The organism is Streptomyces sp. Ru73, from assembly GCF_002920575.1.
In the GTDB taxonomy this organism is placed as follows: Bacteria; Actinomycetota; Actinomycetes; order Streptomycetales; family Streptomycetaceae; genus Streptomyces.
Genome location: NZ_PQSQ01000007.1, coordinates 77,381 through 98,451, shown reverse-complemented (window position 1 = coordinate 98,451; position 21,071 = coordinate 77,381). Strand labels below are relative to the sequence as shown.

The following is a 21,071-nucleotide window of genomic DNA, read 5'->3' as shown; positions in this document are numbered from 1 at the left end:
GTCACTCTCGTTTCCCTCCTTCGCCTTGACCCTGCGGCGCCTTGGCGTTGACGTTTTCCGCCAGGAGTTCGTTCATTTCGCCGTATGCCGTGGCGGCTGCTTTGTTGTTCGTGTCATGGAGGCGCAGGAGGTAGTTGTACATCACGCTCACGCACTTGTCGCGGCTGCGGTAGGCGGCATCGTCGGTGAGTCGCAGGTCCGGTGCGATTTCCCTGAGCGTGCCGTCGGGGTTGGTGTAGAGCGGGTGCCAGAGGATTTCGACGGCGGGGTTGAGTTTCTGGATGATGCGCAGCTGCGGGATTTCTTGTGCGATGAGGACGCTGTCCGGGTTGTAGGCCCGCAGGAAGACATGTACCGGGCCGGTCGCCCGCTCGACGAACGCGCGGGAGAGCACGTTCCACAGCGGGGCCTGCAGTTTCCAATTGGCGTGCAGTTCCAGCTGGTCGACGATCTTTCCGAGCCGGGTGAACTCCAGGGAGGTGTGGCCCTTCGCCTGGGCGTACTTGCTCACGTCGAAGCCACCCGACCAGAGCGCCATCGTGGGCGTGGTGACGCGAAGGTGGTCGCCGACGAGATTGACCAGTTCCCGGTACCAGGTGTTCGAGGCGCGGCGTGCGCGGCGTTCGGCGGGGTCGATGGACGTGTCGGCCGACTGCGTATTCAGCTGGTCTTGTTCGACGAGGCCGCCGAGAAGGAGTTGCCAGGCGCTTTCCGTGACGTCGGCCGGGAATCCGCCCTTGTCCATCATTTCTTGGAACAGCGGCCATTCAGGGTGGTCGGTGGCCTTGGTCGCGAAATGCTCTTTGGGGGCGTTCGCCGTGGGCTTGCGGCGCTGTACGGTGCGGGCCACCGCGGCATTTCCCGCCGATCGCTGCAATGACCTCACGGCGTCCGGCGTCAGGCCGGCCGGTAGCCCAGTGGCCTGCTCCGCCGCCCGTTCGTGTCCGTGCGGCCGGGCCCTGCGGGACGTCTTGGGCGCGCTTTCCCGCTTCGCCGCAGCGCTGATGCCTTGCTCCCGCTCCTGCACCCGATCACCTTCCGAGACGTTCTCCGTCCCGGCCTTCCTAACAGGGCCACCGGGAAGTGCCAAGGAGCGGAAGGGCATATCCGTCTGCCCGTTCGGCCCGTAGCCACGGAGCCGGGCCCACACGCGAGGGGGGGACGCATCCCCGAGGAGGACGCGAGCACCCACGGAGAGGAGATGCGCGCCCACGGGGACGGGCCTTCCGTGAATTCCCGGTGACGGGATCCCGCATCGCGTCACCTCTCGGACGTCCCCGCTCCGACTTGGGAGTATCCCTCAGCCTGACATCGCCGTGCGGTGGATTATCCGCTCTGGTGGCCATCTGATGCGGGGTTCCGGCATTGACGGGGGTCAGCCCGCTGCCTACCGTCTCGGCCCATGACTCCGCGAGCGAGCGCCGACATGATCGATGAGCTGGACCGCCGCATCATCGCCGCACTCCAGCTCAACGGGCGTGCGCCGTGGAGCAGGATCGCCCACTGGGCTGGCACGAGCGAGTCGACGGCGCAGCGCAGGTTCAACTCGCTGCGCGAGCGGCGGCTGGTGCATGTGGTCGGCGCCGTGGAGCTGGACCGGACGGGCTCTGCGTCCTCGATGCTGGTGCGGGCCCAGGCCCGCCCCGGCAAGGGCCTGGAGCTCGCGGAGCTGCTGGCCGAGCGCCCGGAGGTACGGTTTCTGGCGCTGGTCACGGGGGCCGCCGACCTGATCGTGGACTTCGTGGCGCGGGACAACGAGGAGCTGCTGCGGCTGCTGCACGCCGATCTGCCGGGCGCGGACCTCATCACCAGCACGGAACACGTCGCCGTGATCCGTACCTTCACCTCGGCGGCGCTGTGGGACGCCGGCCTGCTGCCGCCCGAGGCCGTCGCCGATCTGCGCCCCGCGCGCTCCCTGCCGTACGAACGGGCCGGCTGGGACCAGCCGCCGCGGCCGCTCTCCGCGCTGGAGAACGCCGTCGTCGGCGAGCTGGCCAAGGACGGGCGGCTGCCCGTCAGCACCCTTGCCCGGGTCCTCGGCCGGAACGAGTCCAGCGTGGCGCGGGCGCTGGACCGGCTGGTCGAGCGGGGCAGCCTGCGCTTCCGCACCCTGGTGGAGCCCGCGCTGCTGGGGTACGAGGCCGAGTTCATGCTCTGGCTGTCCATCGAGCCGGGGCGGCTGGAGGCGGCGGGACGGCAGCTCGCCGCGCATCCGGGCACCAAGTTCCTGGCCGCCGCGACGGGCCGCTTCAACCTGGTCGGGCACATGGTGCTACCGCGCCGCACCGATCTGTTCCGGTACACCGATGAGGTGATCGGGGCGCTCCCCGGCCTCGACGCCTCCGACATCACCCTGCACCTCGTGACGCTCAAGGGCGCGTGGACCCGCATGGACCAGTTCGTATGAGGCTGCCGCGCGCTGGACAGCTCCGTACGCCGGTCCGGGCCTCCATGCCTCCCTTCGACTCCTGTCCGTCCGTCTTCCCCCTCCTCCCCCTCTTCCTCCTCCCCCTCTTCCCCCTCCCCCTTTCATCCGCTCTCGTCCTGCCCAGCTCCCCCTACCGGAGAGGCACCATGTCGCATTCCGCTTCCAGCGCCCCCGTCTCCCACCCGTCCGAGCCCGACCCGTCGGTTCCCTCCTGGCAGTGGCCGGAAGCGGTGTGGCGCGGGCACGTCGAGGCGGTCCGCGCCGGGCGCCCGCTCACGCCGGCCGGCTGGCCCGGCGGTGCGCGGGTGGCCGTGGCGCTGTCCTTCGACTCCGACCACGAGACCATTCCGCTGCGCGACGGGGAGACCAGTCCCGGGCGGCTCGCGCAGGGTGAGTACGGCGCGCGGGTCGGTGCCGTACGCGTTCTGGAGCTGCTGGAACGCCGTGGTGTGCCCGCGACGTTCTTCATGCCCGCCGTCTCCGCACTGCTGCACCCCGAGGAGGTGCGCCAGTACGCCGAGGAGGGCCACGAAGTCGCCGTGCACGGGTGGATCCACGAACGCAACACACTGCTGTCGGCCGAGGACGAGCGCACCCTGATCTCCCGCGCGCTGGACACCCTCACCGAGCTGACCGGCACCCGGCCGACCGGCATCCGCACGCCGTCCTGGGACTTCTCCGACTCCACACTGCGGACGATCCTCGGCCTGGGCTTCGCCTACGACTCCTCCCTGATGGCCGACGACGAGCCGTACGAGGTGGTGGCCGAGGGCCGTGCCACGGGTCTGGTCGAGATCCCGGTGGACTGGATCAGGGACGACGCGCCCTACTTCACCATGGACCGTTACGCCGGGGTGCGCCCCTACACCCGGCCCCGCGACGTGCTGGAGATCTGGCGGGACGAGTTCGACGCGGCGTACCGGGAGGGCGGGGTCTTCCAGCTGACCCTGCATCCGCACGTCATCGGGCACCGTTCGCGCCTGGTGATCCTGCGCGAACTGCTGGATCACATCGGCGGCCACCCCGGCGTCTGGTACGCGACCCACGCGCAGCTCGCCGAAGCGGCCCGCGCGCAGCTCCTCCCCCGCACCGGCTCCGCGTCCCCGGAGGGCTCCCGATGAGACCCACTCCGACAGCGGCGAGGTCCGCCGCCTCCACCGCACCGCGCCGGAAGCTGACCCGCGCCCAGCGCAAGGCCATCGTCGCCGGCACCATCGGCAACACCGTCGAGTGGGTCGACTGGGCGCTGTACTCCATCTTCGCGAAGATCATCTCCGAGGTGTTCTTCGCGAAGTCCGAGGGCGCCGTCGCACTGCTCGCCACCCTCGCGGTCTTCGCCGTCGGTTTCGTGATGCGTCCGGTGGGTGCCGCCTTCCTCGGCGCGTACGCCGACCGGCACGGCCGCAAGAAGGGCCTCACCCTCACCATCGCACTGATGGCCGGGGCTTCCTTCGTCATCGCCCTCACCCCCGGTTACGGGACCGTGGGCATCGTCGCGCCCGTCGTCCTGCTGCTGGCGCGGCTGGTGCAGGGCTTCTCGGCGGGCGGTGAGTTCGGCTCGTCCTCGGCCTTCCTGGTCGAGTCCGCCGCGCGCGGGCGGCGGGCCTTCGCCGGGTCCTGGCAGCAGGTGTCGGTCGCCGGCGGCGTGCTGATCGCCTCGCTGCTGGGCACGCTCGTCACCTCCTTCCTCAGCGACGCGGCACTGCACTCGTGGGGCTGGCGGGCCGCGTTCGTCGCCGGCGGGCTGCTCGGGCTGCTGGGCCTGTGGCTGCGGGTGTCGGTGGAGGACACCGAGTCCTTCACCCGGGCGCGGGCGGCGGGCCGGGCCCGGGTGAACCCGCTCAAGGCCATGTTCGTCGAGCACCCGGCCGCCGCGCTGCGGGTCGCGGGCATCACCGTCGCCGGCACGCTCACGTACTACATCTGGGTCAACTACCTTCCCACCTACGCCAATCTGGCCACCGGCATTCCGCTCAACAAGGCCCTGCTGTCGCAGACCCTGTGCCTGGTCGTCTTCGTGGTGCTGCTGCCCTTCGCCGGGCTGCTCTCCGACCGCTTCGGGCGCAAGCCGACCCTGTCGGTCTTCGCCGCCGGGTTCGCCGTACTGGCCTGGCCGCTGCTGCACCTGATGAGCGGCAGCTTCCTCAGCCTCTTCCTGGTCCAGCTGGCGGGGATGCTGCTGATCCTCGGTTACTCCGCCAACTGTGCGGTCATCATGGCCGAGCAGTTCCCGCCGGAGGTCCGCGCGACCGGCATCGCCCTGCCGTACGCGCTGGCGGTCGCCCTGTTCGGCGGTACCGCGCCCTACGTCACCACCTGGCTCAACGAGGCCGGGCACCGCGACTGGCTGTGGCTGTACGTCGCCGTCGCCTCGCTGGTCTCCCTCGTCGTCTATCTGACGATGCCGGAGACGAAGGACAAGGAGTTCGACTGATGACAGCGGCTCATGTGCTGATCACCGGTGCGGCGCGCGGTATCGGCCGGGCCGTCGCCGAGGAGTACGCCCGTACCTGGAACGCCCGGGACGGGGCGAGTCCCGGCGAGGGCACGCTGACGCTGGTGGACCGGGACGCCGAGCCGCTGGCCCGTACGGCGGACGGGCTGCGGGAACGGTATGGCGTACGGGTGGCGACCCAGGTCGTGGATCTGGCCGGGCCCGATGCGCCGGCCACGGCGGTGGCGGCCGCCTGGGAGACGGACGGTCCGCTGGACGTGCTGGTCAATGCCGCGGGTGCCTACCCCTCGATCGACATGCTGGACGTGACCGCCGCCGGCTGGGACCGCTTGTTCGCGCTCAACACCCGCGCTCCGGTGCTGGCCACCGCCGAGCTCGGCCGCCGTGCCATCGAGGCGGGCCGTGCCGCCTCCGTCGTGAACATCTCCTCCGGCGCCGCGTTGCGTTCCCGTCCCGGCGGCGGCCCGTACGCGGCGACCAAGGCGGCGCTGGAGATGGCGACGCGGGCCGCCGCTCTCGAACTCGGCCCGCACGGCATCCGTGTGAACGCCGTCAGCCCCGGTTTCGTGCCGGTCGACAGTGACGTCAACCCCGTGGCGCCCGAGTACGCGGCGATCGTCTCCCGCAACCCGTTGGGCCGGCCCGGCACGCCGGCCGACATCGCCCGGGCGGTGCGCTGGATCGCCGGGCCGGAGGCGGAGTGGATCACCGGCGAGGTGCTGCGCGTGGACGGCGGATCCCACGCCGGGGCCGCCCACCTGCCCCGCCTGGGCCCCGCATCCTCCTAGCCGGTCCCGCCCTCACGCCCCTGCCCCCCTCACAACCTTTAAGGACGTCTCATGACCGTGGAGCCCCTGCGGGTCCGCACCGTGGTCGGCGGTGGCGCCATCGGCGGCACCCTCGCGTACGCGCTGGCGCGCGCCGGACACCCCGTCACCCTCGTCGACAGCGACCGGGCCCACGTCGCCGCCCTCCGCGCGCACGGGCTGCGGGTGCTGCGCCGCGACGGCAGCACCGACACCGTCCGGATACCGGCGTGTACGCCCGAGGAGTTCGAAGGCCCTCTGCACGAGGTGCTGTTGGCGGTGAAGGCCCAGGCCACCGGGGCAGCCATCCGCTGGATCACGCCCCGCCTCGCGGACGACGGCTTCGTCGTCTCCGTACAGAACGGCTTCAACGAGCCGCTGATCGCCGAGCACATCGGTGCCGCACGCACCGTACCGGCCTTCGTGAACATCTTCGCCGACGTCGCCGAGCCCGGTGTGATCCGGGACGGCGGCCCCGGCGCCCTCGTCATCGGCACACCGGCCGGCGCACCCGCCGACGACGACCGGGTCCGCGCGCTGATCGCCGCTCTGCACCCCGGTACGGGCGCCGTGGCCTGCGACAACGTCGAGGGGTACCTGTGGGCCAAGGCCGGGTTCGGGGCCATGCTGGCGGCGACCGCGCTCGCCGACGACGCGATGGCCGACCTCATCGACCGGCACCCCGCCGCCATGCATGCCGTGGCCGCCGAGGTCTTCGACGTGGCCGACGCGCTCGGCGTACGGCTGGAGCCGTTCGACGCCTTCGACGCCCCCGCCTTCCGGCGCTCCGCCGACCCCGCCGTACGGGCCGAGGCCACCGCGCGGCTCACCGCGTGGCTGCGCACCCAGCCCAAGAACCGCAGCGGCATCTGGCGGGACCTGGCCGTACGCCACCGTCCCGTGGAGGTCACCACCCACTACGAGACCGTCTTCGCGCAGGCGGACCGGGCCGGGCTGGCCACGCCCGTACTGCACGCGGTGATCGGCGGCCTCAAGGAGCTGGAGGGGGCTCCGGAGCGGATGAGCGAAGCCCGGCTGGACGCCCTGGACGCGCTCGCCGAGGGCCGTACGCAGCAGCCCGCGGCGGCGCTGCCCGCGCAACCGGCCCTCACCCCGGAACAGACCCGCGCGGCGCACACCTGGCTGACGAAGCATCAGGAGGACATGGTCGCCGACCTCGCTGCTTACACCCGCCTGGAGAGCCCCAGCGACGACCCCGCGGCACTGCGGACCTGTGTGCGGTGGCTGCGGCAGTGGCTCGACGCGGCCCTCGGCACTCCCGACGCCGAGGAACTGCTGCCCCGCGAGGGCGCGGGGGACGTCCTGATCCGCCGGTACGCCGCCACCGGCCCGGCACTCGGCGGCGACCCGCGGCCGCTGCTGCTCCTGTGCCACTACGACACCGTGTGGCCCGCCGGGACGCTCGCGCAGTGGCCCTTCCACCGCGACGGCGACCTGGTCACCGGACCCGGGGTCTTCGACATGAAGGCCGGACTGGTCCAGGCCGTATGGGCACTGCGCGCGCTGGAAGCGCTGGGACTGCCGCGGCCCGCCTGCACGCTGCTGCTCAACGGCGACGAAGAGACCGGGAGCCTCGCCTCCCGCGACACCATCAGCGCCGAAGCCCGCGCCTCCCGTGCCGCGTTGGTCTTCGAGGCGAGCGCGGACGGCGCCCTGAAGACCGCGCGCAAGGGCGTCGGCCTCTTCCGTCTCACGGTCCAGGGCCAGGAGGCACACGCGGGGCTGGACCCCACCGCCGGAGCCAGCGCCGTGCACGAGGCCGCCCACCAGATCCTCGGTCTGGCCGCGCTCGCCGACCACACTGCCGGGACGAGTGTCAACGTCGGTGTGGTGCACGGCGGGACGCGCAGCAACGTCACCGCCGGACAGGCGGTCGCCGACCTGGACGTACGGGTGGCCACGGCGGCCGAACAACAGCGCATCACCGCCGCGCTCACGGCACGGGAACCGGCGCACCCGGGCACCGCGGTACGGGTGACCGGTGACTGGAACCGCCCCGTCATGGAACGGACGCGTGAGGTCGCCGGCCTCTACTCCCTGGCCCGCGCCTGCGCCGTCCCGCTCGGCCTCGACCTGCGCGAGGCCGCCGTCGGCGGCGCCAGCGACGGCAACTTCGTGCAGGCCGCCGGTACCCCGGTGCTCGACGGGCTGGGCGCCGTCGGCGGTGGTGCGCACGCCCGCTCGGAGCACGCCACCGTCTCCGGCATGACCATGCGCGCCGCCCTCGCCGCGTCCCTCATGGCCTCCTTCACCTCCTGACCCCCTACGGACGAGTGGTCCGGGCCCTCCCCACATGGGCAGGGCCCGGACCACTCGCGGCCGGAGCGCCGTCAGGACCGGGGAAGCGGGTGGCGGGTCCTGTGTCAGCAGGCGCCCGGCGCTCGCGTCAGCAGGAACCGAGGTCCTGCCACACGCCCCACTCCCCCGTCGTGCCGGGCTCCTCGCCCGTCGTCCACCACTTGGCCTTCCAGGTGTGTCCCTTGTGGGAGACCTGCTGGCCGCCGGTGTACACCGTGTCCTTGGCCCACGGGGCCGCCGTGCACTGGCTGCCGCTGCCGCCCGTGACGGTCAGTGCGTACGTCGCCGAGTGGCTGCCGGAGGCGCTCGTACCGGTGACGGTGAGGTGGTACGTGCCCGAGGCGGCGGCCGAGGTCGTGGCCAGGGTGAGCGTGGCGGAGCCGCCGGCCGTCACGGAGGCCGGGCTGAGGGAGGCGGTGACGCCCGCCGGCGCGCCGCTGACGGCGAGCTTCACCGGCTGGGCCTCCCCGGCCGTCACGGCCGTCTTCACCGTCGCGGTGGCCGTACTGCCCGCCGTCACGGTCCCGGCGGCCGGGCTGAGCGCGACGGAGAAGTCATTGGCCGGCTGGGTGCTGCCGCCACTGGTGAAGGGCGCGAAGATGCGGGTGAAGTCCCAGGTGTTCTGCTGGATGCCCGAGCAGTTGTCCGCGGCGGCGCCGCCCGGGCACGAGCCGTTGTCGCGCTGGAGCGCCCACATGGAGAGGGTGTTGATGCCCTTGGCGACCGCCCAGTCGTACACCGTGCGGGCGTTGGCCAGGGTGAAGGTCTCGGCGGGCCCGAAGTCGTCGACGCCGGGCATCTCGGTGACCCCGGCCATGCCCCACAGTTGCGCCGTGGTCTTGCCCGGGTAGAGCTGGGCGAGGGTGTCGACCAGGCCCTGGGCCGCGGTCTGGGTGTCCTTCGCCATGTCGTGGGGCTGGTTGTCGTAGTAGTCGAACGTCATGAGGTTCACGACGTCCACGCGGGCGCCGTTCTTCACCGCGTTCCGCAGCAGGGCGACGCCGCTCTCCGAGGGGCCGTGGGTGGTCGTGGGCAGGGTGTAGGAGATCTCCACCTTGCGCCCGTTGGCGGCCGCCCAGTCCTGGACCAGCTTGATCGCCTTGTTGCGCCGGTCGATGCCGGCGGTGTTGTCCAGCGAGTCGACCTCGATGTCCATGTCCAGCCGCGAGACGTCGTAGGTGGTGATGACCTTCTCGTACGCGGCGGCGATCTGCTGCACGTCGGTGCAGCTGTCGGCGATCTCGGTGCCGGTGGTGTCGGCGGTGTAGCCGCCGAACGACGGGATGACGTCACCGCCGTTGGACTGGAGGGTCTTGATGTCTCCGCCGAAGGTGGAAGCGGCGACCGGCATGTCGGTGTCGCCGTTCCAGTACGGCGTGCAGGAGCCCTTCGACGCCGTCTGCAGGAACGCCATCGTCAGGTGCTTGGTGCCCGACTGGGCGGCCAGTGCGGCGGGGCTCTCGCCGGTCCAGGCCTCGAAGTAGGGGGCGAAGACGTGGGCGGGCAGCGGGGTCGCCGCCTGCGCCGTGCCGGTGCCCGTCAGGGCGAGGCCCACCGCTGCCGCCGTGGTGGCGGCAGCGGTGAGGGCCGCGCGTAAGCGCGAGGAACGCAGGGATCTCATGTCAGTCCCGGTGTGAGGAGGGGTGTCCGCCATGTCCGTTGCGGCGGTGCGGAGTTGATGCGTATGGGATAGCGTCCGCCGACACGCCGGGTCAATGGTCTGGACCAAAAAGGGACTAGACCAATATCTTGGGACTGCGGGTCCCCTGCCTGCACAGGGACGGTGACGGCCGACTGGACCACCTACGAAGAGGACGGTGACGGCCGACTGCACCACCTACGAAGGGGCTCGTCCGCGGCCACCTCTCATGGCGCGTCCGCAGCCTCGGACTCCGCGCGTGATACCGGCTCAGCGGGTGGCTCCGGATCAGCGGCCGACAGCGGGGAGCGGGCCCGGTGCTCCTGGGCGTACGCGTACGCCATCAGGCCGAACAGGACGGCCAGCAGCAGGGCGGACGAACCGGCGGTGCCCAGGTCCAGGCCGCCCTTGGCCACCGGCTTCGTGAAGAAGTCCCCTGCGGTGGCGCCCAGTGGGCGGGTGAGGACGAAGGCGATCCAGAACAGCAGCACGTTGGGCACCGCCGGCACGCCCATCAGGGCGACGAGGACGGCGAGCACGCCGATGACGAGCAGCGCGCCGCCCGCGTAGCCGAGGCCCGAGCTGTCGGAGAGGAAGTCCCCCATCGAGGTGCCGAGTGTGTTGGAGACCAGGATCGCGGACCAGAACAGCGCCTCACCCCGGAAGGTGACGATGTCGCGGATCTGGAACGTCATGCCGCCGGCCTTCCACACCGCGAAGACGACCAGCAGGATCGAGATCAGGATGGCCGCACCGGCCGGGTAGCCCAGACCGATGCCCTGGGGGCCCCAGCCGAGCGAAGTGGCGCCGCCCGTCAGGTACTTGGCGCTGGCGTCCCGGTTCATGAAGTCGGACATGGTGGTGCCGGCCATGCTGGTCGACAGGATCACCGTCCAATAGCAGAACGGGTTGTAGCGGCGCGAGCGCAGCTGCACGACCAGGGTCACCACGAAGATCAGGAACAGTGCGATCGTGGTGAGGAAGTAGCCGAGCTTGAGGGTCTGAGCGAAGAGGTCGCCGGCCGTCTCGCCCAGGGTCGTGGCGGCGATCTTCATGATCCAGAAGGCCAGTGTGGCCTCGGGGAGTTTCTTCATCACTGTCGTGGTCGTGCCCGCGATGCCACGGTCACCGAGGACTTCCGTGCTCTCCAACGTCAATACTCCGGTCGTTCATGGGACAGGGCGCCCCGTCGGCCGGTAGGAGCCGTGAGCGCCCGCTGACCGGGGACGCGCGCACGCGGCCCCGTGGTACCGGACCCTGGCAGCAGCAGCCTGAAAACATCCTGAACGGCTGCGGGGCGCATGGTCAGGCGGCATGGCCGCGTGCCGCCGGCGCTTCGGACACGTCCCTGCGTGTCACCGCCAGGTAGACGACCAGGCCGAGGATGACCGTGAGGAACAGCGCGCTGGTCACGACGGTGCCCAGGCCGAGGCCACCGCCGCCGGCCGGCTGGGAGAGGTGGTCGCCGATGGAGGCGCCCAGCGGGCGGGTGAGGACGAAGGCGATCCAGAAGCCCTACACCGCGTTCAGCCCGAGGGTGCGGCGGGCGACGGCGACCGCGGCGATGGCCAGGGCGAACAGGACGGCGGAGAGCCAGTATCCGAGGCCCATGCGCTCGGCCACGAGGTCGCCCGCCGCGGTGCCCAGTGCGAAGGTGAAGAGCACGGCCGGCCAGTAGCAGGACTCGCGGTGGTGGTGTCGATGCTGTGGGTGGAGAGGGTCCGCTTCCGCCGGTGCCAGACCACGAACACCACCGCGAGGAGGAGCGCGAAAACGGTCGTGCTCAGCTCCAGTGGCAGGCCCATGTTGTCCGTGAGGTTGTCGCTGATCAGCGTGCCAACATGAACGCATCCTGACTGCGGCGCGGTTCCCCGGCGTTGTGCCCCGTGCCGCGCCTGCGGCAGGTGGACCATGTGTCCGTGCCCACCCCCTTTCCGTACCGCCGTGCCGCCGTTGTACGTCCTGCCGCGCGTGCGACCGGCTGGCTGCGGCGCCGGCTCGGCCGCGCCGTCGTCCTGTCCTACGCGGCCGCGCTCCTGCTGCCGGGGCCGGGGCTCTGGCTGCGGCGGTCGCACGGCCTGCCCATGGGCGGCGCGCTCCACCCCTCGCTGCACACTGCCCCCGCCCTGCTTTCGCTGGTGCTGTTCTCGGCCGGGCTGCAGGTTCCCGTGACCGCGCTCGGCCGTCTGCTGCGCCGGCCGAGCGCCTTGGTGGCCGGGCTCGTGCTGCACCTGGCCATTCCCCTGCTGGTCATTCCGTGCCTCGCGGCCGTACTGCAGCAGGCGCCCGACGCGGACGGCGGCAGCGGCCTGGTCACCGCGATGATGCTCATCGTGGCCATGCCCGTCGCCGCCGGGGCCACCGTATGGACCGGCAAGGGCACCGGTGACCAGCCGACGATGGTGGGGCTCGTGCTCGCCTCCACCCTCTCCAGCCCGCTGACCATTCCGCTGACGCTCCAGCTCCTCGCGCCGCTGCTCAGCCTCCGCTACGCGCACTCCCTCGCCGCGGCCGGTCACGCGGCAGGCAGTGGATTCGCCCTCGTCGGCGTGGTGTTGCCGTGTGCGGCGGGTCTCGTCTGCCGGCTCGCGGTGCCCGCGTCGTGGCTGCCCCGTGTACTGGGCGTCGTCGTCCCCGCTGCCCTGCTGGGCTCGCTCGTCCTGACGTACGTCAACGCCAGTGGTGCGCTGGGGTCCTTCTTCGCCCGGCCGCGTCCGCTGCTGTTCTGCGCGGCGCTCGGCGTGGCGGTGCTGGTGTGCCTGTCGTCCTTCGTCCTCGGCCGGGTGGCGGCGCGTTGCCTGCGGCTGGACGCCCCGGCGGCGTCGTCCCTCACCCTCGCGTGCGGCATGAGCAACAGCAGTGCGAGTGCGGTCCTGATCAGCACCGCACTGCCCGACAAGCCGCATCTGCTGCTGCCCGTACTGGCCTACGGGCTGCTGCAGAAGACCGCGGCGAGTCGCGTCGTACGCAGCGCCCGCCGCCGCACACCGCGTACGGCACCGGCCCCGGTCTGCACTTCCTGACACCGGGAGCCGGACGTCGGGAGCCGGCGCCGCGCGAGGGCCACGCCATCCGCCGTACGCGTCAACGTGCCGGTGCGTGGGAACTCATCGGCAGGGTGATCAGGAAGCGGGCTCCCGGGCCGTGGTCCGGGTCGTGGGTCACGTCGCCGCCGGCGGAGCGCGCCAGGCGCCGGGCGAGCGGCAGGCCGAGGCCCGCTCCGCTGTGCCCGTCGCCGGGGTCGGCGCGCCGGCCGGGCTGGAAGAGCCGGCCGGCGAAGGAGGGTGGTACTCCGGGGCCGTCGTCGGTGACCGCGATGCACACGCCACCGGGCTCCTGGCTGGTCAGCACGGTGACGGTGGAGCGTGCGTACCGGTGGGCGTTGGCGAGTACGGGGCAGACGATGCGTTCGAGCAGCGCGGGCATGACTTCGGCCAGTACGGGCCGGCCGGGGTCGGTCAGGGTGGTCGTCACATGGGCCGGGGCCGGCAGTGCTTCGGTGAGACGGCGCAGGGTGGGCAGGACGTCCGCGGTGCCGGGTGCGGTGGTGGCGTTGTCCCGCGCGTCCCGCAGCAGTGTGTCGCAGATGGTGTGCATGGACCGGGCGGCGTCGGCGATGGTGTCGTGGACGGCCCGGGTCTCGGTCGCGGAGCGCGGGCGCATCTGCCACCAGTCCAGTTCGGCGATGATCCGGCTGAGGGGCGTGCGCAGTTCGTGCGAGAGCTCCCCGGTCAGTCGCCGTTCGTGGCGCAGCACCGCGCGGGTGCGGTCCAGGAGGGCGTCCAGCGAGGCGCCCAGCCGGGCGAGTTCGAGGGGCCGGTCCAGGGCGCCGAAGCGCTCCTGCGAAGCCACCGCGCTCCACTGGGTGGCCTGGTCCGACATGGTGCTCACCGGCCGCAGCGCGCGCCCGACCGCCTGCTGCGTGATGAGGTACGTACCGAGGAGCATCACGGCGTCGAGCACGAGCGAGGCCAGGAGCAGGGTGCCGGCCGAACTCTCGTAGGGCGACAGGGAGAGCGCGGTGACGACGGTGACCACGCTCCCGTGCGCGCGTCCGGCCCGGACGCAGAGCCGTACGGGGTCGTCCCCGCCCGCGGTCACGCAGCGCCGGCCGCCCTGCCGGGCGAGGGTGGCGGCGGTGCGTGTCAGCGGGCTGGTCGCCGAGGAGGGCGGTTGTTCGAGGAGACGGTCGTCGGCATAGATCCAGGCGTTGGTGTCGAGCAGGGTGTCGTCGGGGACTTCGAGGACGCGCGGGGCGGGGCCGCGGGTGTCGACGGTCGCGGCGACGGCGGTGGCGCGGGCGCGCAGCTCGTCGTCCGCCTGGCGTTGCAGGTGCTGGCGTACCACGGTGTTGAACGCCACGGTGAGGAGCAGCATCACCAGTGCTGCCGTGGTGAGCGCCGCCAGGGAGAGCCGGCCGCGCAGGGTGCGCGGCGCCGGCGGGAGCAGGCGGGGCCGCCGCGCGGGGAACTTCATGACAGCCGGTGCCCGACCCCGCGGGCGGTGCTCAGTGTCAGCCCTGCGCCCGCGTCGCGCAGTTTGCGGCGCAGTCTGGTCAGGTACTGGTCGAGGGTGTTGTCGCTGACCCGGGCGCCTTCGGGCCATGCCGCGCGGGTGAGGTCCCGGCGGCGCACGAGGTCGCCGGAGGCCGCGATGAGCGCGGCCAGCAGGCGGAATTCGGTGGGGGTGAGGTCGACCCGGGTGCCGTGGACGAGGAAGCCGTGCCGGGCCGGGTCGAGGACGAGGTCGCCGGCCTCGGCGGTGGGGCGGGGCCCCGCGCGTTTGATGGCTGCCCGGAGGCGTGCGGCGAGTTCGACGAGGTGGAACGGTTTCGGCAGGTAGTCGTCGCCGCCGGCGGAGAACCCGGCCAGCCGGTCGGTGAGCCGGTCGTGTGCGGTCAGGAAGACGACGGGCGCGAGGAACCCGCCCGCCCGCATCGCCTGGCACACGTCCCGGCCGTCCGCGTCGGGCAGCCCGACGTCGAGTACGGCAGCGGCCACGCCGCCGGTGGCCAGCCGCAGGGCGGTGGCACCGTCCGGTGCGGTCAGGGTGTCGAAGTCTTCGTCGCGCAGGCCGCGCACGAGGACGTCACGCAGCGCGTGATCGTCCTCGACGACCAGGATCGTGTGGCGCATCGTCGCTCACGTGCCTTGCATCTCGCTCAGGTGCCTTCGGGCGGGGGCTGTGGTGCGGTGGGTGCAGAAGATCTGGTGGGTCCGGTGGGTGTTGAACGGCGCAGGTGGAGGGCGGTGCCGCAGGTCCACGGCCCGAGCCGGCCGAGGGCGAAGATCCATCCGAGGGCGAAGAGCCAGCCGCCGATGACATCGCTCGGCCAGTGCACACCGAGGTGGACACGGGTCAGGCCGACCAGCCCGGCCCAGCAGCAGACGAGGACGGCGAGCGGGGTTCTGCCGCGGTGGACGCGCAGGATGGCGGCGAGGAGGAGCAGTTCGGCGGTGAGGGCCGCCGTCGTGGTGTGTCCGGAGGGGAAGGCCCAGCCCGAGGCGTGCGTCGCGCAGGCCCGGTGGGGCGGGCGGGGCCGGGCGAGAAGTGTCATCAGGCCGTACCGCGCGGCCTGCCCGGCGCCGAGGTGGGCCGGGCAGCAGACGGCCGCGAGCAGCCGCTGCCGCACGGTGCGGCCGATGACGAGCGCCGCGAGCAGGGGCGAGGACGTACGGGCGGGCGCCCGTCGCGGTGTCGGTGAGTGCCCGGGCCGCCGTCAGTGCGGTGGGCGGGCGGTGTGCCGCCGACCAGTCCAGCAGGGCCCGGTCGCCGGGGAGCGGCGCACCGCCCCCGCCGGCCATGACGAGGGCCGTCGCACCGAACGCCGCCAGTGCCGCGAGCCCCGTCCGGCCCGCGCGGGCGGCGGCGTCCGCGGGGTTCACGACGCCAGCAGGAATGGCCGCAGCCGGGTGGCGGTGATGCGCTGGATCAGGGCTGTCGGCCCGCGGCGCAGCGCGAGGCCGGCGAGCAGGGCGAGGAAGGCACCGACCAGGGCCCCTGCGAGGGCGTCGTGCGGATAGTGTGCGCCGACCCAGACGCGGGAGGCCGTCATCGCGCAGGCGGCGATCACGGCGACGGCGCCGAGCCGGCGGGAGACGTACAGCAGGATGACGGCGGCCGCCGCGGCGATGGCGGCGTGGTTGCTGGGGAAGGACCAGTCCCCGGGAGCCGGGCACGCCTCCAGCGTGATGACGTGCAGGGACTGGCAGGGCCGGTCCTCCCGCACGATCAGCTTCAGCCCTGAGTTCACCGCGTACGCCATGGCCACGACCGCGGGTGCGGCCAGGGCCGTCAGCGCGGCCGCCGCGCTCCGGTACCGTGCGCGCCACCAGCCCACGGCCATCAGGACGAGGAAGAGCAGCAGGCCGTACGTCGACCAGACCGTGACCGCCGTGTCGAGCCAGGCGGGCGAGTGCTGTGCGAGTCCCACCACGTCCGTGTAGGCCGGGCCGTCGATGACGGCGCCGTTGAAGCCGGGGCTCATCCGCGCGCCTCCTCGGCCGGTGCCTGCGTGGCCTGCGCCGCCTGCGTCCGCGCCGGTACGCCCAGGGCGCCCGCCATGGGGTTGGGCACGGTACGCACGACCGGCACGAACCGCGCGAGCACGATGGCCTTGGCGTGCCCGTAGCGTGCCAGCAGTTCTTCCGCCCGGCGTGCTCCTTCGCGCAGCCGGGGCGACCGGCTGCGGGCCGGCAGGGCGCCGCCCGCCTTGCGGTCCAGCAGGTAGCCGCACTGCGAGCCGGCGAGGGTGCCGGCCGCTGCGGTGACGAGCAGGGGGACGAGCGCCGGCTGCGTTCCGCTGCCGGCGGCCCCGCTGCACAGCAGTCCCGCGGTGAACAGCAGGGAGTCGCCCGGCAGGAAGAAGCCGATGAGCAGGCCGGTCTCGGCGAACAGCACCACACCGACGCCGAGCACGCCGAAGGCGGTCAGCAGGGACCGTACGTCGAGCAGGTTGACGGCGAGCTGCGATGCCAGATGTACGGGTGGGGTCATCGCCGAGGTTTCCTTGCTTCCTGGACGATCGGATGTGAGGGCTGACATCCGACGACCGACTACAATGATGTAGACGGTCTACTGAGCTGTAGACGATAGCAGAGCGAAGGACGTTTCCATGACCGGAGCGAAGGACGAACGCCGGCCGGCCGGTGAGCTGGAGGCCGCCGTCATGGCCGCCCTGTGGGCGACCGGCACCCCGCTCACCCCCGCGCAGGTGCAGGCCGAGCTGGCGTCCGGACTGGCCCGCACGACGGTGACGACGATCCTGTCCCGCCTGCACGACAAGGGCATCGTCCGCCGTCAGCGGCAGGGCCGCGGCTACGCCTACTCCCCCGTCCAGGACGGCCCCGGCCTGACCGCCCGGCGCATGCACTCCGAGCTGGCCCGCGACACCGACCGGGAGACCGTCCTCGCCCGCTTCGTCGCACAGCTCAGCACCGACGACGAGCAGCTGCTGCGCCGGCTCCTGGAGGAGAACGGCCAATGACCACCGCCCTGCTCCTCCTGCCCCTGCTGCTCCCCTTCGCCCTCCGGCCGCTGACCCGGCGCGTCCTGGACCGCCTCGCGCCGACCGCGGCGCTGTGGGCGCTGACCTGCGCGGCGCTCACCCTGTCCGGCTGCTCCCTGGCCGCGCTCGGCGCCTTCGTCCTGACCGGCCTGCTGAAGCTGCCGTTCTTCGCGGCACTCGGCAAACTGATCCACCCCCTGCACACCGCCTCCGACCTGGTCGTCGTCCCGGCGGCCGCGCTGTCCGCCGGCGCGCTGACCCTCTGCACCTGGTCCCTCGCCCGCTGGGGACTGCGCCAGACCCGGGCCTTCCGCACCGCGCGGGCCGAGGCCGGCGTCCGCCCCGCCGCCGGTGACCTGTGCGTCGTGCAGTCGCCCCACCCCGACGCGTACGCGCTGCCCGGCCGGCCGCACCGCATCGTCGTCACCACCGGCATGCTCCGCAGCCTCTCCGCCGCCGAACGCCAGGCGCTCTTCGCCCACGAACGCGCCCACAACCGCGGCGGTCACCACTACTTCCTGGCCGCCGCCGACCTCGCAGCCCACTGCCACCCCGCACTGCGTGCCACCCGCGACGCGATCCGGCTGGCGGCGGAGCGCGCGGCCGATGAAGCGGCGGCCCGCACCGTCGGCGACCGGCGCCTGACCGCGCAGGCGATCGGCCGGGCCGCGCTCGCCACCCGGCAGGGCCGTACCGAGCGGCCGTCCTTCACCCCCGCCGCCACGGCCGGCCCGGTCCCCCAGCGCGTCGCTGCCCTGCTGTCCGCTCCGCGCGCACCCCGCATCGCCTCGTGGGTCTGCCTCCTGCTCCTGGCCTGCACGGCCATCTCGGCCACCACCGCGGCCACCGGTGTGCTCGACTTCCACCACGACGTGGAAGTGGCCCAGGGCGAAACTCGCTGAACCGCGGAAACGCCTGGTGAACGGCGGCTTCAGTCGCTACGGAAGTGCCGTACGACCTGGCTCGCGACGGCCCGCGCCGCGCGGGAGGGGTGGCGGCGGCGATGGCGTGCCAGGTGGATGGAGACATCCGGGAGGGCGGGGCCCGGTACTACGGTGAGGCGGCCGTCGCGCAGCGCCTCGGCGACATTGGCGCGCGGCAGAACGGTGAGGCCCAGTCCGGCCGCCACGCACGAGCGGGTGGCTTCGATGCCGCCGAAACGGGTCAGGCGGGGCCTGGCCCCGGCGACGGCCAGCAGGCGTTGGGCGAGCCAGTCGCTGTACGAGCACCCCTCTTCGTGGAGGAAGAAGCTCTCACGCGCCAACTCCCGCCAGGAGACGGGCTTTTCACGGCCGGCGAGGGGATGTCCGGGGGCGCACAACAGGACCAGCGACTGAGCGGCGATGCGCTGAGCTGCCACGTCCGGATGGTCGACCCGTTCCTCCAGCAGCAGAGCGCAGTCCAGCCGTCCCGCCCGCAGCCCCTCCAGTGCGGAGGCGGTGCTGCACGGCTGCAGATGCACCTCCACCTCCGGGTGGCGGGTGCGCAGCGCGGTGATCACGGCGGGCAGGTGGGCCGAGCACAGGGTCTCCCCCGCCCCCACCACCACCGTCCCCGTCACGGGGCCGTCCTCGGCGGCGGCCGCGAACAACCGTGACTCGGCCTCCAGGACCTCCTCGGCCAGGGTCAGCATCCGCCGGCCCGCCTCGGTGAGCCGTGCGCCCTTGGTGAGCCGGTCGAAGAGCCGGGCACCCAGCGCCTTTTCGAGGGCCTTGATCTGCACCGTGACCGTGGACTGCGCGAGCTGCAGCTCAGCGGCCGCACCGGTGAAGCTGCCGGTCCTGGCGAGTGCGGTGAAGGTCTGCAGCAGCCGGGTGTCCATGCCCGGACACTAGCAAGCCATTACGGTATTCGATGACTCTCATCCAAAACCATCGTTGGCCATGATGCGGTGCGGGGCGGGAGCATGACGGCATGACGTCCTCCACGACCGTTACCGTCCTGCGCTACGCGGCGTTCACCTCTCACCCCGGCGGCGGGAACCCGGCCGGCGTCGTCCTCGATGCGGCGGCACTCACCGACGAGGAGATGCCGGCCATCGCCGCCGACGTCGGGTACTCCGAGACCGCGTTCCTCACCTCCCGCGACGACCAGCGGCGCCGGTTCACGCTCCGCTACTTCAGCCCGCTCGCCGAGGTCGCCTTCTGCGGCCATGCCACCGTCGCCACGGCGGTGGCCCTCGCCGGCTGCATCGGCCCCGGTGACTTGACCTTCGACACCCCGGCCGGCGAGATCGACGTCCACACAGCGGCCGATGAGCAGGGCGCCGTGCGGGCGACGCTCACCAGCGTCCCCACCCACTCCCGTCCGGCACGGACCGCCGAGCTGGACGCCACCCTCGCGGCGTTGCGATGGGACTACGCCGACCTCGACCCGGCACTGCCGCCGCACGTGGCCTTCGGCGGCAACGAGCACCTGATCCTCGCGGCCCGTTCCCGCGCCCGGCTGGCGGAGCTCGACTACGACTTCGAGGCCCTGGCCGGCATCATGCGGGACCACGGCTGGACGACGGTGCACCTGGTCCGGCGCGAGAGCGACAGCCGCTTCCACGCCCGGGACCCGTTCCCCGTCGGCGGTGTCGTCGAGGACCCCGCGACCGGCGCTGCGGCCGCCGCGTTCGGCGGCTACCTGCGCACACTCGGCCTGGTGCCCACGGCCGGTGCGCTCACCGTCCGCCAGGGCGAGGACATGGGCCGGCCCAGCGATCTCCTCGTCGAGGTCGCCCCGGACGACGCCCGCGTGCGCGTCACGGGCCACGCCGTGCCGATCACCGAATGACCGCGACGGGACGCGGCTGAGCGGGGCAGGCGCGTTCCGCGGCAGTCGGGGCTATGATCGGTACGAATCTTGTTGAACATGCAACATTATGGTGTCGGGAGGCGAGACGTGGTGAGCAACGTCGAGGCGGAGCGCGCCGGATTGCGCCGCGGGGCGCCGAGCGGTGACAGCCCGGGGCCCGAGGTGGAAGTCCTCTCCCCGCGTGCCGTCCCCCTGGGCGGCCCCCGGGCGATGACGGTACGCCGTACGCTGCCGCAGCGCGCCCGGACACTCATCGGCGCCTGGTGCTTCGCCGACCACTACGGCCCCGACGACGTCGCCGAGACGGGCGGCATGGTCGTCGCGCCGCATCCGCACACCGGGCTGCAGACGGTGAGCTGGCTGTTCAGCGGGGAGATCGAGCACCGCGACAGCCTGGGCAGCCACGCGTTCGTACGGCCGGGCGAGCTGAACCTCATGACGGGCGGACACGGGATCAGCCATTCGGAGGTCTCCACCGCACGCACCACCGTCCTGCACGGCGTGCAGCTGTGGGTGGCACTGCCCGGCGAACACCGGGACGCCGCACGGGACTTCCAGCACTACGTGCCTGCTCCCGTACCGGTCGGCGGGGCCGAGATCAGGGTGTTCCTCGGCTCGCTCGCCGGTGCCGCTTCCCCGGTACGGACGTTCACACCGCTGCTCGGCGCCGAGATCACCCTCGCACCGCACAGCACGACCACCCTCGCCGTCGGCCCCGCCTTCGAGCACGGCCTCCTCGTCGACCAGGGTGAGGTGCGTCTGGCCGGCCGCCCGCTCCGCCCTGCGGAACTGGGGTACGTCACCACCGGCCACACCACCCTGACACTGGAGAACGCCTCGGACGACACCGCCCGGACGGTGCTGCTCGGCGGAGTGCCGTTCGAGGAGGAGATCGTCATGTGGTGGAACTTCATCGGCGGCAGCCACGAGGACATCGTCCGGGCGCGGGAGGAGTGGCAGGCCGCCTCCGACCGCTTCGGCACCGTCGACGGCTACGAGGGGGAACGCCTCCCCGCTCCCGCCCTGCCCAACGCGACCCTCGCCCCGCGCGCCAACCCGCCACGCCGCTGATCCACTGCCCCGCTGACGTACCGTCCCAGTGCTCCAGTGCCCACCGA

General features: G+C 72.5%; 18 protein-coding genes and 2 pseudogenes. 10 read left to right on the top strand and 10 right to left on the bottom strand.

Translation table 11 applies throughout. From position 1 onward, the window contains the following. Position 1: 1 nt before the first annotated feature. On the bottom strand, positions 2 to 1,027 hold the full coding sequence (locus C3486_RS05315) for a hypothetical protein (RefSeq protein WP_146074962.1): 1,026 nt from the start codon (positions 1,025 to 1,027) through the stop codon (positions 2 to 4). 399 nt (positions 1,028 to 1,426) lie between these two features. Here C3486_RS05315 and C3486_RS05310 point away from each other — a divergent pair, with 399 nt between their 5' ends. The 5 genes from C3486_RS05310 (at position 1,427) to C3486_RS05290 (ending at position 7,969) form a co-directional block, all read left to right on the top strand. After that, complete coding sequence (locus C3486_RS05310) at positions 1,427 to 2,407, top strand: Lrp/AsnC family transcriptional regulator (protein ID WP_103831387.1); 981 nt, start codon at positions 1,427 to 1,429, stop codon at positions 2,405 to 2,407. A 167-nt stretch (positions 2,408 to 2,574) separates the two neighbouring features. Next, on the top strand, positions 2,575 to 3,549 hold the full coding sequence (locus C3486_RS05305) for a polysaccharide deacetylase (RefSeq protein WP_103831386.1): 975 nt from the start codon (positions 2,575 to 2,577) through the stop codon (positions 3,547 to 3,549). Further along, complete coding sequence (locus C3486_RS05300) at positions 3,546 to 4,862, top strand: MFS transporter (RefSeq protein WP_103831385.1); 1,317 nt, start codon at positions 3,546 to 3,548, stop codon at positions 4,860 to 4,862. Before C3486_RS05305 ends, C3486_RS05300 begins: the two co-directional genes overlap by 4 nt. Then, positions 4,862 to 5,671, top strand: a complete 810-nt coding sequence (locus tag C3486_RS05295; RefSeq protein WP_103831384.1) for an SDR family NAD(P)-dependent oxidoreductase — start codon at positions 4,862 to 4,864, stop codon at positions 5,669 to 5,671. The genes C3486_RS05300 and C3486_RS05295 overlap by 1 nt, the downstream gene beginning before the upstream one ends. A 51-nt stretch (positions 5,672 to 5,722) precedes the next feature. Continuing rightward, positions 5,723 to 7,969, top strand: a complete 2,247-nt coding sequence (locus C3486_RS05290; protein WP_103831383.1) for a M20/M25/M40 family metallo-hydrolase — start codon at positions 5,723 to 5,725, stop codon at positions 7,967 to 7,969. Between the two features lie 127 nt (positions 7,970 to 8,096). Here the strand turns inward: C3486_RS05290 and C3486_RS05285 are convergent, their stop codons facing one another. The 3 genes and pseudogenes from C3486_RS05285 to C3486_RS05275 all read right to left on the bottom strand — a co-directional run. Then, the gene (locus tag C3486_RS05285) at positions 8,097 to 9,629 is read right to left on the bottom strand and encodes a glycosyl hydrolase family 18 protein (protein ID WP_103831382.1); all 1,533 of its coding nucleotides are present in this window, start codon (positions 9,627 to 9,629) and stop codon (positions 8,097 to 8,099) included. A gap of 245 nt (positions 9,630 to 9,874) precedes the next feature. After that, positions 9,875 to 10,798 carry a hypothetical protein gene (locus tag C3486_RS05280; protein WP_258052609.1) on the bottom strand — a complete coding sequence of 308 codons (924 nt, stop codon included), beginning with the start codon at positions 10,796 to 10,798 and terminating at the stop codon, positions 9,875 to 9,877. Between the two features lie 154 nt (positions 10,799 to 10,952). Continuing rightward, positions 10,953 to 11,488 (bottom strand): annotated as a pseudogene (locus C3486_RS05275) (hypothetical protein); the annotation flags it as partial. Between the two features lie 78 nt (positions 11,489 to 11,566). Here C3486_RS05275 and C3486_RS05270 point away from each other — a divergent pair. Beyond that, entirely contained in the window at positions 11,567 to 12,670 is a 1,104-nt protein-coding gene (locus C3486_RS05270) for a sodium-dependent transporter (protein WP_103831431.1), read from the top strand. 61 nt (positions 12,671 to 12,731) lie between these two features. On the opposite strand, the gene C3486_RS05265 is transcribed toward C3486_RS05270, so the two are convergent. The 5 genes and pseudogenes from C3486_RS05265 to C3486_RS05245 all read right to left on the bottom strand — a co-directional run. Further along, positions 12,732 to 14,123, bottom strand: a complete 1,392-nt coding sequence (locus tag C3486_RS05265; protein WP_103831381.1) for a HAMP domain-containing sensor histidine kinase — start codon at positions 14,121 to 14,123, stop codon at positions 12,732 to 12,734. After that, complete coding sequence (locus C3486_RS05260) at positions 14,120 to 14,782, bottom strand: response regulator transcription factor (protein WP_103831380.1); 663 nt, start codon at positions 14,780 to 14,782, stop codon at positions 14,120 to 14,122. The genes C3486_RS05265 and C3486_RS05260 overlap by 4 nt, the downstream gene beginning before the upstream one ends. Positions 14,783 to 14,808: 26 nt before the next feature. Then, entirely contained in the window at positions 14,809 to 15,279 is a 471-nt protein-coding gene (locus C3486_RS05255; RefSeq protein ID WP_258052608.1) for a phosphatase PAP2 family protein, read from the bottom strand. A gap of 249 nt (positions 15,280 to 15,528) precedes the next feature. Next, the gene (locus C3486_RS05250) at positions 15,529 to 16,134 is read right to left on the bottom strand and encodes a phosphatase PAP2 family protein (protein WP_103831379.1); all 606 of its coding nucleotides are present in this window, start codon (positions 16,132 to 16,134) and stop codon (positions 15,529 to 15,531) included. A 44-nt stretch (positions 16,135 to 16,178) separates the two neighbouring features. After that, positions 16,179 to 16,643, bottom strand: a pseudogene (locus tag C3486_RS05245) (DedA family protein); the annotation flags it as partial. A 118-nt stretch (positions 16,644 to 16,761) separates the two neighbouring features. Here C3486_RS05245 and C3486_RS05240 point away from each other — a divergent pair. Together C3486_RS05240 and C3486_RS05235 are read left to right on the top strand one after the other, a co-directional pair. Continuing rightward, positions 16,762 to 17,133, top strand: a complete 372-nt coding sequence (locus C3486_RS05240) for a BlaI/MecI/CopY family transcriptional regulator (RefSeq protein ID WP_103831377.1) — start codon at positions 16,762 to 16,764, stop codon at positions 17,131 to 17,133. Beyond that, positions 17,130 to 18,056 (top strand): M48 family metalloprotease, encoded by a 927-nt coding sequence (locus C3486_RS05235; protein ID WP_103831376.1) that lies wholly within the window; start codon positions 17,130 to 17,132, stop codon positions 18,054 to 18,056. The genes C3486_RS05240 and C3486_RS05235 overlap by 4 nt, the downstream gene beginning before the upstream one ends. 29 nt (positions 18,057 to 18,085) lie before the next feature. Here the strand turns inward: C3486_RS05235 and C3486_RS05230 are convergent, their stop codons facing one another. Continuing rightward, positions 18,086 to 18,976, bottom strand: coding sequence for a LysR family transcriptional regulator (locus C3486_RS05230; protein ID WP_103831375.1), 891 nt, complete (start codon positions 18,974 to 18,976; stop codon positions 18,086 to 18,088). 92 nt (positions 18,977 to 19,068) lie between these two features. Between C3486_RS05230 and C3486_RS05225 the strand changes: the two genes are divergently transcribed. Next, positions 19,069 to 19,932 (top strand): PhzF family phenazine biosynthesis isomerase, encoded by an 864-nt coding sequence (locus C3486_RS05225; RefSeq protein WP_103831374.1) that lies wholly within the window; start codon positions 19,069 to 19,071, stop codon positions 19,930 to 19,932. A 111-nt stretch (positions 19,933 to 20,043) separates the two neighbouring features. Continuing rightward, on the top strand, positions 20,044 to 21,024 hold the full coding sequence (locus C3486_RS05220; RefSeq protein ID WP_374936838.1) for a pirin family protein: 981 nt from the start codon (positions 20,044 to 20,046) through the stop codon (positions 21,022 to 21,024). Positions 21,025 to 21,071: the final 47 nt, after the last annotated feature.